Source organism: Latilactobacillus sakei subsp. sakei DSM 20017 = JCM 1157, assembly GCF_002370355.1.
Classification (GTDB): domain Bacteria; phylum Bacillota; class Bacilli; order Lactobacillales; family Lactobacillaceae; genus Latilactobacillus; species Latilactobacillus sakei.
In genome coordinates, this window is sequence record NZ_AP017929.1 from 918,777 (window position 1) to 933,178 (window position 14,402).

Sequence of the window (14,402 nt, forward strand, 5' to 3'; positions counted from 1 at the left end):
GTTTCAGACTCTTTTTAAACAACAAAAAAGAGGTTACTATGAAAATTCAAGCACCAGTAAGAAAAAATGAAAAGTTAACGGTCGATATTATGGATTTGACCTATGAAGGCATGGGTGTTGCCAAAGTTGACAATTACCCATTATTCATCGAAGGTGTTTTACCTGATGAACAAGCCGAAGTGGAAGTCACAAAGGTCAACAAACAATACGGTTTCGCACGTTTGGTTAACTTATTAAAGAAAAGCCCAGATCGTGTTGAATCAAAAGCGAATATCTACTCACAAACTGGGATCGCACCACTTCAACACTTGGCATACCCAGCGCAATTAACGTTTAAACGCAATCAAATCTTAAATGTTTTCCAAAAAGCGCATTTGGATATTCCAGTCCAACCCACACTTGGGATGACTGATCCAACTGGTTACCGTAACAAGGCTCAAGTACCTGTTCGGTTTATCGATGGTGCCTTAATGACTGGTTTCTACCGGAAACACAGTCACCAAGTGATGCCAATGGAAGATTTCTACATCCAAGATCCTAAGATTGATGAAGCAATCAAAGTGGTTCGTGATATCTTACGTCGTTTCTACATCGATCCATACAATGAAGATACGCATAAAGGTGTTTTGAGAACAATCATGGTTCGTCGCGGTTATTACAGCCACGAAATGATGATTGTCTTCATCACACGTAGTAAGAAATTACCTGCTGCCCGCGAAATTGCCATCGAAATCAAGAAGGCTCTTCCAGAAGTGGTCAGCATCATGCAAAACGTTAATGCGGCCCAAACCAACGTCATTTTCGGTGATCAAACAAAATTAATCGCTGGCCGTGACTTTATTCGCGACGAATTAATGGGCTTGAAATTTGAAATTTCAGCACAATCATTCTATCAAGTGAACCCAGTGCAAACAGAAGTCCTTTACCAAAAGGCAATTGAAGCAGCTGAATTAACAGGCAATGAAACAGTGATCGATGCTTATTCAGGTATCGGGACAATCTCATTAGCAGTGGCTAAACATGCTAAGCAAGTTTACGGCGTTGAAGTCGTTGAATCAGCTGTCATGGATGCCCGTCATAATGCTAAAATCAATGCGATTGATAACGTTGAATTCACACTCGGCAAAGCCGAAGATGTGATGGCCCAATGGCAAACAGACGGCCTTCAAGTCGATGCTTTAATCGTTGATCCACCACGTAAAGGCTTGGAACCAAGCTTTATCGAAGCTGTTGGTCAATTGAAACCTGCTAAGATGGTTTATGTCAGCTGTAACCCAGCAACATTGGCACGTGACTTAGACTTGTTAGCCGCACAAGGTTACCAAGCAGAAGGCACACAACCAGTGGACATGTTCCCACAAACATTACACGTCGAATCAGTAACCAAATTAGTATTAAAATAGAGTGCGACATCAGCCGGGTATATCATGAGGATTAGCATAAGCAGACGAATAACCGACAAAGTCGGTTGTTTGACTGCTGTCGCTAACCGGAATGATATGGCTGACGGAGCACGTTTAAGAACAAGAGTGCGTTAATTGGCGGTTAACTTTTGAGTACTAGCTTAATCAGACGGATTACCGATGAAATCGGTGATTTGACTGATGTTGCTAGGCGCAGAAAGTTGCCAATTAAAAGCACGTTTAAAATCAAGAGTGCGACATTAACGGGTACTTTTGAGCATTTGCCTAGTGTTGTGAATAATCGGTGCAACCGATTATTTGCGATACGTAGCAAAGCACAGAAAGTAGTTAATGAAAGCACGTTTAAAAAGGCCGTTTAATCCTCATCATCGAGGGTTAGACGGCCTTTTTAGTGGTCTAGGGAAGAAAGTCGTGCAAAATAGAATCGTTTCGGCTAGAATAAAGCCAATAAGAGAAATGATAAGAGGGTTAACAGATGAAAGTAATCGTTCAATCTAAATTACTGTTATTTGGACAATGGATCACGCGGGTTCAAACCAATCATCCATTGTATCAAATTATTCAAAGGAGTTTAACGTTGTTGTTTCCGTTTGTGTTAATCGGTAGTTTAAGCCAATTAATTCAACTGACATTATTTAATCGCCATAGTTTTATCGCCAGTATTTTCCACTTTTCAACTTGGTTAACGAAGCATAATTATATGCAGGTGCCGTTTAATAGTCTAACGAGTTTAACCTTAGGGATTGTGGCAGCAATCGCAGCTTTTGCAACAGCGCGCTATACGGCCAAGTATTATGGTCGGGACGAACAACTGGCAAGCATCACAGGCTTAGTGGCCTATCTTTTATTAGCCTTGCGGTATACGCCCAACGGTGAATTGACGTTTAATGCGAATTTGTTGGGGATGGGTGCGCTCTTCTTCGGCTTACTCGTCGGTTATCTGGTAGGTCTTGTTTTCAGATGGCTAGGGAAAGCGCAACAGGTTGCTAATCCCCATAACGGCTCAATTGTGGGGCGTTCATTGGATTCGTTAGTGCCAATTAGCTTAGTGGTCGTCACTGCAATTTTAGTGGGGTTGTTACTCAACTGGTTGGAAATTTCAATTCTACCGGATCAAGTCATCTTAAAATTACAGAATTTAAAAGCCAATCAAACGAGTTTGATTTTTTCACTCGGAATTGGAGTCCTCGTTACAATCTTGACATTCTTTGGGTTAACCAGCATGCCAACGCTTGAGCAGTTTGGCCGTGATGGGTTTGCCGCAACGGCTAACCTAAATTACGCCTTCTTGCACCATACACCATGGCACGTACCTTATCCGTTCACGTTAGGAACACTTTACGGACCATTTGGGGCCATTGGTGGGACTGGTGGCACCTTGGCTTTAGTAATCGCTATTTTTCTTTTCAGTCGTCAACGTGATCAGCATTTGATTGGCCGCTGGTCGTTGATGCCGGTCCTCTTTAATTTCAACAGTGCCGTTTTAACGGGCTTGCCAGTCTTAGGAAATGGGTTATACATTATTCCATTTCTGCTGGTGCCACTGGTTAATATGGGGATTGCGGCCCTGGCGATTGCACTCAATTTGATGCCGGCGGTGGTTTACAATGTGCCACTGGGAACGCCGGGGTTACTACAGGCGTTTATTGGGACTAACGGTAACTGGATGGCATTGGTGATTAGTTTGTTAAACGTGTTCGTCGGCGTTTTAATTTATAAACCATTCATCCAACTTGCAAATCGTTTGCAGGAAGGAGTTGACCAAGATGTCTAAATTACAACGTAAAAGTTTAATTCTCCTTGGCTTGAGTTTTCTATTTTTAGGCGCGATGATGTGGCCTTCTGCACAATGGACGCGCCAAAACGTCGCAACTTTAACTAAACGCCATGATTCTAAAATGTCTCCGGTGATCTTCATTCCTGGGAGTAGCGCGACTCAGAATCGTTTTGATGAGTTGGTTAACAAACTGAATAAAAAGCGGGGCAATAAGCATAGTTTATTAAAATTGACTGTCGATACCAATAATCATATCAGCTATTCTGGCGAAATTAAGCCGCGGGATAACGAACCTTTTATCGTGGTTGGCTTTGAGAATAATAAAGATGGCTACAGTAATATCAAAAAACAGGCCAAATGGTTCTCAATCGCGTTTACGGCGTTAGCCAAGAAATACCAGTTTAATAATTTTAAAGCGGTCGGGCACTCGAACGGTGGTTTGATCTACACCGCCTTTTTAGAGAATTACTTCAATCGGGATGACATTACCGTTAAAAAATTAATGACGATTGGCTCACCGTATAATTTCGAAGAAACGTCGCTGGCCCATAAATCGCAAATGTTAACGGATTTTATCGCCAATCGAAAGAAGATTCCCTCAAACTTGTCGATGTATTCCATCGCGGGGACTGAGAACTTCGAAAATGATGGGATTGTGCCGGCTCGTAGTGTTGAGGCTGGTAAGTATATTTATCAGGGTCAAGTCAAGCATTATACGGAAATCACGGTTACCGGGGATCAAGCGCAACACTCCGATTTACCGCAGAACCAGCAGATTATCAATCTACTCGAGCAATATATTTTAAGTAAGACGACCAATCGAATGAATCAACCGCCAAAAGCGGGGACCAATTCGGATGACGAGCAAGAGCACTAAAAAAAGAAGTGTAACTTATAGAACACGTTAAAACGATAATTATTCGGATACCAAAAAGAAGCGGCGGACAAATATATTGTCCGCCGCTTCTTTTGTATGTTATAGATGCTTGTCTTTATTTGCTAATAATTCGCCAACTGCTGGGAGGCTACCTAAGCTGTCAATTGCTTTGTTAGGGAGCACGATGGTGTTATTTTGGCCATCGGCAACGTGTTCCATTGCTTCGATGTTCTTGAATTGCAAGTAAAGTTCGCCGTTATTCACCAAACTAGAGTTGATTAAGTTAATTTGATCCTTAACCGCTTCAGCGACGGTTCTTTGACTTTGCGCTTTCCCTTCAGCTTCCAAGATTTGGGTTTGCTTGTTAGCTTCGGCTTCTAGAATATTGGCTTCCTTAACCCCTTCAGCCTTACGGATGGCAGCGGCTTTGAGCCCTTCAGCTTCCATAATATTGGCTTCTTTTTCACGAGAAGCACGGAGTAATTTGTTCATTGATTCTTGAATATCATGTGCGACTTGAATGGAATCGATATTGACCCGATCAACATTTAAACCGTAGCCGGCGGTCACAGCACTCAATTGTTCAAAAAGGGTGTGATTAATTTGTTCTGTCCCGTTTAAAACATCGTTTAAATCCATATTCCCGATAATCCCACGCAGTTGGGCCCGAGTATCTTGTACCATACTTAAAACAGAATCTTTATTTTTGTAGACGTATGAATTAACGTCTGTGATGTGGTATTTAAGTGTTTCTGAAATCATGACCACAACGTTATCCTTAGTGATAACTTCTTGTTCCGCTACTTTTAACGGAATTTGTTTCATGTTAACTACTTCAGTGATGTGGTATAAAAATGGGAAGACAAGGTGGAAACCAGGTTCCAAGGTCTTCACGTAAACCCCAAGTCGTTCTAAAATCCCCACTTCACCAGTATGAATCAAGGCAAAAGATGAGAATAAAGTGATGGCAATTAAAACCAAAATGACAATTAATAAAATCGTTAGAAAAATACCCATACTAAAAACTTCCTCTCCAAAGTAAAACTAGTATTCTAAAACATTGTGTTGGGCCGTAACTGTTAAGTATAATGGTGATACATCAGTGACGACAACCAGTAGACCAGTTTCCGCTGGTCCCGCAACACGGTAATGATATAAGACGCCGAAAAAAGAAATCACGCCCGCCGATTGTGCATCGGGCAGCTGGAATGTTAACCCCAGTAAACGCTCATCTAGCATAATCCGCCTCCTTTGAACATATTGTAGACCATTCAAGTGAAAAGGCAAACAAAAGTGACAACGACGAACAAAATTGTTAGGTCGCTTGTTTGCAGTTAATGAAAATAGTAAACTAAGCGTACTAAGCTTAAGTTGGGGTGAAACGATGAAACGTCGAATGACGCCGATTTTTCAAGATAGTTTTCAAAAGCGCTACTGGCGCCGAATAGTTTTACTAAGCCTCTTAGCGATTGCAGTGATCACCGGTATTTGGTGGTGGCTCCAGAATCGAACCGACCGGCCTAACGAGCAACAATATCCCGTCTTAGGGGCTCAAATTAGCCAAGAAGATGGCTACCAAGATTATCAGATTTTGAAAAAAGAAGGCCTAAAATTCGTTTATCTAAAAGTGACCGAAGGGGCTTCCTATAAGGATGATAATTTCGATAGTAATTACAGTCGGGCAGAGGGCTCAGGTATATCAGTGGGGGTTTATCACTTTTTTAGTTTTGATAGTTCACCTGAAGACCAAGCCCAACAGTTTATCAAATCGGTCGGGCAAGATACTGGACATCTGCCAATCATGGTTTATCTTTCTTATTACAATGATTACGCACAAAAACCACTGGCAAAAGCCAAGACGCAACGGGCAATTGCCCGGTTTGTGACGCTCATTAATCAGTATTATCATCAAGATTGCATTATTGGTGGTGCGCCCGCATTATTGAAGCGCTATGTTCCAACCAAGGGTACTTATCCACTGTGGCAAACAACGCAACAGCGGCCAACAGTTGGCACTAAGAACGGTTTTTGGCAGTATACCACTGCTAGCAAAATACCTGGTGGCCGAGACGACTCAGAATATCAATTGGCGGTTTTCACCGGTACGCCGCAAGAATGGCAAAAACTTAAATAGAATGGAGCCTAAATATGTTTAAACGCAAAGGCTGGTTATTATTAATCATCATCGTGATTTTCTTTATTGGCGGTAGCTGGGGAATTAAGGAATATTATTACGGTGGTGAAACCTATTACACACAAATTACAACTGACGGCACGAAGCAGGTCGATAAGGACACAGAAGGTAAATCATATGTTTCTTACCAATACGACCTGCCTGCATACGATCAGGCTGGCCATCAAAAAAAGGTGAGCTTTAATAGTGCCAAAAGTTCACGCTTACAAAAACAAGCCTACCTTGAATTAAAGGTTAACGATCGCAAAGGTGTGATGTCATGGCAAAAGGTGGACAAAGCGGATTTACCAAAAGCAGCCGAAAAGGCATTGGCTAAACAATTAAATAGGTAAAAAAAGAAGTCGCCCAAATTATTTCTGGGCGGCTTCTTTATGTATGGATTGGCTTTTATTCACTGCTTCTTGTGCTTAACCACGCGCACTAAACGATCGATTTCATCGGTCATTTAGCACGCTGAGTTAATGCTCAGAGCCAAAACGTGAATAAAAGCACTCAGATTTGAAACGTGTCTTTTCAACCTGATTCCTGTGCTTTGTAACACTTGTCAAATCAGCGATTGCATCGCTAATTCGCCAAGTGACACAAATGCTCAGAATCAAAACGGTTGAAAAGAGCACTCTTTATTTGATTGGGTATTCTGTGTCTTCTGCTTCGTCGTAGATTGAAACCGGTTGGTGGTTTTCACATGTGATTTTGAGTTGGTAACCAAAATGGTCGAGAAAAATAAGCTCGGTCTCACTTAACAAAATTACCTTACCAGTTAATGGTTTGTGATCAATCTGGATAAGTAAATTTGGCGTGATTTCAAGCGTATGTCGTTTATGCGTTTTTTCATCATCGAAAGTCCAATGACCCGCGTAAAAAGTTGCTGTTTTACTGGCTTGAGTGGCCCGGGCCTTTTGTTGATATTGATGAATCGTTTGATCAAATAATTCTCGTGGTTTTTTAAATTCAAAAATTCGCATAGTCACACCTCAATTACTCTCTATTTTAGCACGAATTACGTGCCTTGCGTGCAATTAATTATCGGACTTAAGTCGGATTTTATTAAGAATCGTTAAAGAACGCGATTATTTATTAAAATACTTAATTGAGGCTACTAACTAGTAGTTGGTTTTAATAGGTTTTTCTAACTAAAACCCGTATACTAAAACTATTAATTGAAGGAGTTGACTGACATGCAAAAATTAGGCATTATTGGTACAAATTGGATTACAGGCCAGTTTGTGAACGCAGCACGCGATGCAGAAGCATTCAAATTGACAGCGGTTTATTCAAGAACTGAAGAAAAGGCGGACCAGTTTAAAACAGACTATACTGCGCCCGACGCAAATACGTATACAACACTCGATGGCTTTTTTGAAAGTCGCGATTTTGAAACCGTTTATATCGCATCCCCCAATAGCTTACATTTTAAACAAGCTAAACAAGCAATCGAAGCAGGGAAAAATGTGATTGTCGAAAAGCCGGCTTTCAGTAATCCGGATGAAATGGTAGATATGATTGCTATATTAGCGGATCATCCCGATCAGTTTCTATTTGAGGCAGCGCGCCAAATCCATGAAGCTAATTTCAAAATTGTGCAAGACGCAATTGCTAAATTACCAAGCATCAACGGCGCAACCTTATCGTATATGAAATACTCATCTCGCTATGATGCGGTTTTAGCGGGGGAAGAACCCAATATTTTCTCACCACACTTTTCAGGTGGTGCCTTACAAGATTTAGGCGTTTACGTTGTTTATGATGCACTCAGCTGGTTTGGCCAACCAATTGCGGTTGATTACCAAGCTGAAATGCTACCAACTAAGGTGGATGGTAAAGGGGTCGCAACCCTTCATTACCCAGATTACGATGTGACTTTAATCTTTGGTAAGACAGTGGATTCATATTTAACATCAGAAATTTATGGCGGCCAAAGCACAATTGTCTTAGATAATGCGGGCACAATTGGTCAAGTCGATTTATACGAAGATGGTGGTCAAAAAATAACATCTCTCGGCGAACAATCACTTGCTAATCCGATGATGGCTGAAGCGGCAACTTTTGCAACGATTATTGCTAATCACGACACAAAACGGTATCATGAATTATTACAACTAAGTCAATCGGTCAATGCCGTTTTATATCAATTAAGACAATCGGCCGGGATCCAGTTTGATGCAGATCAACATTAACGGAGGCAATACATGAGCGTTTCACCATTATTTCAAGCACTATGGGATGAACAAGGGTTTAAGGACCTTTCCCCAATTCAAGAAGCAGTTTACCAACCTTTAAAACAGGATAAATCAATTTTAGGCTTAGCCCCAACCGGTTCAGGGAAGACACTTGCATTTTCGCTCCCCTTATTAGAAAAGATTATGCCCGGTGAAGGTCTCCAAGTCTTAATCTTGGCCCCTTCACAAGAACTCGTCATTCAAACACGAGATGTCATTCAACCTTATGCCAAGGCGATTGACTGTAACGTCCAAGCGATTACTGGGAAAGCTAATGTTAAGCGCCAAATTGAACGATTAAAGACGAAACCAGAAATTATCGTTGCAACCACTGGCCGTTTATTGGAACTCAGCGAACAACGCAAGATAAAATTCCATACGCTACAAGCCATTATCATGGATGAAGCGGATGAATTATTAACGGACAGTGGCTTATCAGAAACCCGCCACATTGTGCAAGAATCACCAGCTGATGTGCAATTGGGCTTCTTCTCAGCAACTTCAACGGACACATTAACCGATTTAGAAACTTGGTTTGGGGTCCCAATCGAAACAATTGATGTGCGGTCAATCGACAAAACTGGTGGGGACGTATTACACGCCTTCATTCCAACTGGTAACGCGCAAAAAGTGAATGTCTTACGGCATTTAGCGCACCAAAAGAATTTTAGAGGCTTGGTAATTTTCAACCAATCTGCCCAATTACTACAAGCAGCTCAAACCTTGAAACACCAAAAGGTAACATATGCTGCTTTATCCGGCCAAGGACGCCAAACAGAACGGCAAAAGGCGTTAAAAGACTTCCGTGAAGGTAAGATTCAACTGCTTTTAGCGACAGATGTTGCTGGGCGGGGCTTAGATATTACTGACTTACCATATGTCATTAACTTTGACGTGCCTAATGCTAAGATTACCTATATTCATCGGGCTGGTCGGACTGGTCGGATGGGCCGTGAAGGAACGGTATTAACGTTGGGGAACCAACATGATGGCCGTAACTTGCGGAAATTGTTAGCGCCAGAATATGATTTAGTGACCCGTTATTTGGTCGGCGATCATTTGGAAGAAACAAAACCAGCAGTTGTGAAGGAAGCCGCACCAGTTCAAAAAACGGCTGCCACACCAACACAACAACCAACGAAAACACCGGTTGCTGATGACAAACCAATGGGTGAACGAAGTAAGACAAAAGTGGCTAAGAAACCAGTGCCAACTCGCCAACCTGCTGAACCATTAAAGCCAAAACGTAAGAAAAATCGTAAACGCGATCAAAAGAATAAGGGCTACCACAAGAAAAATAAAGATTTAACGGTCTAGCCCAAACGAAAAAGAAACCTTAATTTAGTTAAGGTTTCTTTTTTATTTGGTCGTAATTGTGAGAGAGTGGGCAAGCTATTAATTGACAATCACGGTTAAGCGTTTACAATATAAGTAAGGGTTTTATTTCGTTTGACGGACACTTGAGCGAACGGACTCGCTGGAAATTGACTTTTAATTTGTAAGCCTTTTATCTAAATTGGACAAGACCACGTTAGACTTAAGCTATCCCTAATGGCCTTGTTACCACGAAGGGCAAGCCCGAAAGTCAGTGACGAGCTAAATTTTAGGAGGTGCCGACAATGGCAGATGAACAAAACTTAGAAACAATCATGGGACTGATTATTAATGGTGGGAACGCCAAGAGTAGTGCAATGGAAGCAATTCAGGCCGCTAAGAAGGGCGATTTTGACCAAGCTACTGCTAAATTACAGGAATCAGATGCTGCATTATCAGAAGCACATAATGTCCAAACCGGGATGTTAACTAAGGAAGCCAGTGGCGACCATATTGATGTCACTTTATTAACGGTTCATTCTCAAGATCATTTAATGAACGCCATTACGTTCAGAGACCTTGCCGGCGAAGTGGTCGATGTCTACCGGAAGATGGCTGGCTTACCTGTTGAAACGTATTAAATTTAGGAAAAGAGCGTGATTGCGTTATGGAAATTAAACAAAATTTGAGTATGCCCGCGAGTGATTTCTATCAGAAGATTGTGACGTCTGTGTTATTTGATATCAAACAACAAACTGGCGAAAAAATTACCGAAGCGCAACTTGCTAATTATTCGTATCAAAAATTGTTTGGTAACCGTGGTCAAGCAACGTTGAAGGTTACTCAGTTGATCAAGGATCAGAGCTATCATTACGAAACAAGCTCCTCACGAGGGACTTACCAATCAAGTTATGATATTTTTGCCAATGGGCCGCAAGCCATCCAAGTGATTTACCGGGAACAAGCCAAGGCAAACAGTAAATTACAACAAACGAATGATTTATTGATGGGTGCCGTTTTAGGCTTTATGAGAAAACGGGGCTTCAAAAAGATGTTAAAACAAATCGAAAAATCATATCTAGCGGGATAAGGAGAGAGTTTGATTATGGAATATCAACAATTGGCGCCATTCCCACAAGATTTTCTATGGGGTTCAGCTTCGGCTGCTTATCAAATTGAAGGGGCTTATCAAGAAGCGGGTAAGGGTCAGTCTGTCTGGGACCAGTTTGTCCGTATTCCTGGGAAGACCTTTAAGGCCACTAACGGGGATGTCGCGGTCGATCACTATCACCGCTATCAAGAAGACGTCGCGTTAATGGCCCGGGCGGGTTTAAAAGCCTATCGTTTTTCAATTTCGTGGCCCCGAGTATTACCTGCTGGGCGCGGCACGATGAATGAAGAAGGCTTAGCTTTTTATGATCGCTTAATTGATGAATTAATTGCTAATCAGATTGAACCAATTGTCACGATTTATCATTGGGACTTACCGCAAGCCTTGCAAGATGAATATGGTGGTTGGGAATCGCGGCAGATTATTCCGGATTTTACAGCTTATGCAGCCTTATTATTCGAACGTTTTGGCGATCGTGTTCATCATTGGGTCACCTTGAACGAACAAAATATCTTCATCACGCACGGCTATTTAACCGCAGAACACCCACCAGCAGTGATGGATGCTAAACGGACTTATCAAGCTAATCATATGGCCAATTTAGCCAATGCGAGTGCTATTAAGTTGTTCCACGAAAAAGGTTATCAAGGTGGGATTGGTCCTAGTTTTGCCTATAGTCCAACCTATGCCCTAGATGCTGATCCAGTGAACCAGATTGCGGCTGATGATGCTGAGCAATTGAATGCCGATTTATGGTTGGATGTTTATGCTTGGGGTCGCTATCCGAAGTTAATTCTAAATTATTGGGCGCGTGAAGGACTGCTGCCAGATATCACGGCAGCAGATCAAGCATTATTACAAGACCCATTAGCCCGGCCTGATTTCATGGGACTCAACTATTACCAAACGACAACCGTAACGGCTAATCCGTTGGTCGGTGGCGTTGGGTTAACCAAACAAAATACTTCCGGTAAAAAAGGAACGAGTCAAGCGAGCGGTGTGCCAGGGCTTTTCAAGACGGCTGACAATCCGTATATGCAACAAACCGACTGGGATTGGAATTATTGACCCAGAAGGACTTAGAATGGCATTACGGCGCATTGAGAGTCGTTATAGCTTACCGGTTTTAATTACCGAAAATGGTTTGGGTGCTTATGATCGCCTAGATGGTGCTGGTGAAGTGCACGATGATTACCGCATTGCCTTTTTAAAGGCTCACATTCAAGCAATCCAAGAAGCCATTACAGATGGCGTGACCGTCATTGGTTACACAACCTGGAGTTTCACGGATTTATTGAGCTGGACGAATGGTTATCAGAAGCGCTACGGTTTTGTCTATGTTGATCGAGATGAAACCGACGAAAAGGAACTCAATCGCTATCCTAAGGACAGCTTTTATTGGTACCAACGCGTCATTCGAAGTAACGGATAACAATTAAATTAAAAAAATGAAGACCTAGGACAAAAGTGATTTTTGTCCTAGGTCTTTTTTGATATTCGGATATGGATGGTTTTACCGTTTTTTGTCAGTAGCTTTCTGTGCTTAGCGTCACTCGTCAAACAACTGCTTGCAGCAGTTATTCGCCGAGCGGTGCTAATGCTCGAAGCCAACCCGTTTCAAACGCACTTCCTTTTTTGTGCGATTGCGCTTAAAATAGCTGTATTAGATAAAACGAGGTGTGGTAATGACAACCCAACAAAGAAGAGACGCCATTTTAGCGGCGATTAAAGACAGTGGCCAACCGATTAGTGCCAAGCAACTAGCGCAGACTTATCACGTGAGTCGCCAGACAATTGTGGGCGATATTGCGTTAATTCGCGCGCAGGGTGTCAATATTATTGCGACGGTCAGCGGCTATTATTATCAAACGACAACCCAACAAATCACCGGTTATCGCGCACAATTAGTGTGTCAGCATACACAAGCCAAGACGCGCGCTGAATTAACCGCCATTGTTCAAAACGGCGGGCGAGTGATTGACGTTACAGTTGATCATCAAGTCTACGGCGAAATAACGGGGCAATTAGGCATCAACAACTTGACAGATGTCAAAGGATTTATGCAAAAAATTAAAAAATATCCCGAACAAAAACTACTCTCAACACTCACTGGTGGGATTCACCTCCACACCATCGAATGCGCTTCTGAACAGGATTTTGAACGGATAAAAGCGGCCTTGTCAGCACTTAATATTCTCTACGTTAATAATTAGGGTGTCTTGACACATGTAAACCTAAGAAGTATGATAAACACAATTATTATCAACTTTGGAGGCGGATTTGAGATGACAAAAGAACATCACAAACTATTATGGGCAGCTGGTGGCGCCTGGCTATTTGACGCGATGGATGTCGGATTGTTGTCGTTTGTCATTGCAGCGCTCGCTAAAGAATGGCACCTTAACAGTGGGCAAATGGGTTTAATTGGCAGTGTTGGCTCAATCGGGATGGCGATTGGTGCTGTCTTCTTCGGCGCCTTGGCTGATAAAATTGGGCGGCGGAATAGTTTACTATTCTCGCTATTACTTTTTTCAATTGGGAACGGCTTATCGGCGCTTAGCCCATCATTAATCGTCTTCATGGCCTTACGGTTATTAGTGGGAATTGGTTTGGGTGGCGAGTTACCAGTTGCTTCGACGTTAATTTCAGAGAATACACCGGACGCAACACGTGGGCGGGCAGTCGTCTTACTAGAGAGTTTCTGGGCGGCCGGTTGGTTAGCGGCTAGTTTACTGGCATATTTTGTGATTCCTAATTGGGGTTGGCGCGTTGTCTTATTGATTACGTCACTCCCCGCTGTTTACACGTTGGTCCTTCGGGAGCACGTCAAGGATAGCCACGAACCAGCCACGATTCAAAAGCCATTGCCCTTTATGCAGCGCGTTACGAAATTGTGGCAACCAGCTTACCGCCAAAAAACGGCTTTATTATGGTTTGTGTGGTTCTTAGTCGTCTTTTCTTATTATGGAATGTTTCTCTGGTTACCAAGCGTCATGGTGCTCAAAGGTTTTAGTTTGGTCAACAGTTTTGGTTACGTCTTAATCATGACCTTGGCGCAGCTACCCGGCTACTTTTTTGCAGCTTGGTTAATTGAAAAGTGGGGACGTAAATGGGTCCTCGGTAGTTTCTTAATTGGAACGGCAATCAGTGCCTATTTCTTTGGTACCGCCCAATCAGTCGGTCTATTAATTAGTGCTGGCGCCTTGTTATCCTTTTTCAACTTGGGTGCGTGGGGCGCGTTGTACGCCTACACACCAGAACAATATCCAGCCATTATTCGTGGCAGCGGAAGTGGATTAGCCGCAGCAGTTGGGCGGATTGGTGGGATTGTCGGACCGTTTTTAGTCGGCTATCTCATCAATCAAAAAGTCTCAATCACAGTGATTTTTACGATCTTCACGGTTGCGATTTTGATGGCAGCCGGAGCCGTCCTCTTATTCGGAGTTGAAACGATGCATCAAAAAATGACAGATGTCGACTGAATAT

Annotated in this window: 14 protein-coding genes and 1 pseudogene; 12 read left to right on the forward strand and 3 right to left on the reverse strand. The window is 42.5% G+C overall.

The genetic code is table 11. From position 1 onward, the window contains the following. Positions 1–38 precede the first annotated feature (38 nt). The 3 genes from rlmD (at position 39) to LEUCM_RS04565 (ending at position 4,078) form a co-directional block, all read left to right on the forward strand. Positions 39–1,403 (forward strand): 23S rRNA (uracil(1939)-C(5))-methyltransferase RlmD, encoded by a 1,365-nt coding sequence (gene rlmD / locus LEUCM_RS04555; protein ID WP_011375239.1) that lies wholly within the window; start codon positions 39–41, stop codon positions 1,401–1,403. Positions 1,404–1,899: 496 nt separating this feature from the next. Beyond that, positions 1,900–3,198 carry a PTS transporter subunit EIIC gene (locus tag LEUCM_RS04560; protein WP_016265567.1) on the forward strand — a complete coding sequence of 433 codons (1,299 nt, stop codon included), beginning with the start codon at positions 1,900–1,902 and terminating at the stop codon, positions 3,196–3,198. Beyond that, positions 3,191–4,078 (forward strand): alpha/beta hydrolase, encoded by an 888-nt coding sequence (locus tag LEUCM_RS04565; RefSeq protein WP_016265566.1) that lies wholly within the window; start codon positions 3,191–3,193, stop codon positions 4,076–4,078. The genes LEUCM_RS04560 and LEUCM_RS04565 overlap by 8 nt, the downstream gene beginning before the upstream one ends. 99 nt (positions 4,079–4,177) lie before the next feature. Here LEUCM_RS04565 and LEUCM_RS04570 read toward each other — a convergent pair whose 3' ends face one another. Together LEUCM_RS04570 and LEUCM_RS04575 are read right to left on the reverse strand one after the other, a co-directional pair. After that, a complete protein-coding gene (locus tag LEUCM_RS04570) occupies positions 4,178–5,095 on the reverse strand; it encodes an SPFH domain-containing protein (protein ID WP_011375235.1) in 918 nt (305 codons plus the stop codon). A gap of 27 nt (positions 5,096–5,122) precedes the next feature. Beyond that, entirely contained in the window at positions 5,123–5,317 is a 195-nt protein-coding gene (locus LEUCM_RS04575) for a hypothetical protein (protein ID WP_025016257.1), read from the reverse strand. 145 nt (positions 5,318–5,462) lie between these two features. Here LEUCM_RS04575 and LEUCM_RS04580 point away from each other — a divergent pair, with 145 nt between their 5' ends. Then, positions 5,463–6,212: a GH25 family lysozyme gene (locus tag LEUCM_RS04580; RefSeq protein WP_025016256.1), complete on the forward strand. Its 750-nt coding sequence runs from the start codon at positions 5,463–5,465 to the stop codon at positions 6,210–6,212. 14 nt (positions 6,213–6,226) lie between these two features. Then, positions 6,227–6,604: a YxeA family protein gene (locus LEUCM_RS04585; protein WP_011375232.1), complete on the forward strand. Its 378-nt coding sequence runs from the start codon at positions 6,227–6,229 to the stop codon at positions 6,602–6,604. A gap of 288 nt (positions 6,605–6,892) precedes the next feature. On the opposite strand, the gene LEUCM_RS04590 is transcribed toward LEUCM_RS04585, so the two are convergent. Continuing rightward, on the reverse strand, positions 6,893–7,237 hold the full coding sequence (locus LEUCM_RS04590; protein WP_025016255.1) for a DUF4828 domain-containing protein: 345 nt from the start codon (positions 7,235–7,237) through the stop codon (positions 6,893–6,895). A 213-nt stretch (positions 7,238–7,450) separates the two neighbouring features. On the opposite strand from LEUCM_RS04590, the gene LEUCM_RS04595 reads away from it, so the two are divergent. The 7 genes and pseudogenes from LEUCM_RS04595 (at position 7,451) to LEUCM_RS04625 (ending at position 14,398) form a co-directional block, all read left to right on the forward strand. Next, complete coding sequence (locus tag LEUCM_RS04595; protein WP_025016254.1) at positions 7,451–8,449, forward strand: Gfo/Idh/MocA family protein; 999 nt, start codon at positions 7,451–7,453, stop codon at positions 8,447–8,449. A gap of 12 nt (positions 8,450–8,461) precedes the next feature. Further along, positions 8,462–9,808 (forward strand): DEAD/DEAH box helicase, encoded by a 1,347-nt coding sequence (locus LEUCM_RS04600; RefSeq protein WP_016265559.1) that lies wholly within the window; start codon positions 8,462–8,464, stop codon positions 9,806–9,808. A 302-nt stretch (positions 9,809–10,110) separates the two neighbouring features. Then, on the forward strand, positions 10,111–10,446 hold the full coding sequence (locus LEUCM_RS04605; RefSeq protein WP_011375228.1) for a PTS lactose/cellobiose transporter subunit IIA: 336 nt from the start codon (positions 10,111–10,113) through the stop codon (positions 10,444–10,446). A 26-nt stretch (positions 10,447–10,472) separates the two neighbouring features. Beyond that, positions 10,473–10,895 carry a DUF3284 domain-containing protein gene (locus tag LEUCM_RS04610; RefSeq protein WP_025016253.1) on the forward strand — a complete coding sequence of 141 codons (423 nt, stop codon included), beginning with the start codon at positions 10,473–10,475 and terminating at the stop codon, positions 10,893–10,895. A gap of 15 nt (positions 10,896–10,910) precedes the next feature. After that, positions 10,911–12,348 (forward strand): annotated as a pseudogene (locus LEUCM_RS04615) (glycoside hydrolase family 1 protein). Positions 12,349–12,601: 253 nt separating this feature from the next. Then, positions 12,602–13,129, forward strand: a complete 528-nt coding sequence (locus tag LEUCM_RS04620; RefSeq protein ID WP_025016252.1) for a transcription repressor NadR — start codon at positions 12,602–12,604, stop codon at positions 13,127–13,129. A 72-nt stretch (positions 13,130–13,201) separates the two neighbouring features. After that, positions 13,202–14,398, forward strand: a complete 1,197-nt coding sequence (locus LEUCM_RS04625) for an MFS transporter (protein ID WP_025016251.1) — start codon at positions 13,202–13,204, stop codon at positions 14,396–14,398. The last annotated feature ends 4 nt before the right edge of the window (positions 14,399–14,402 follow it).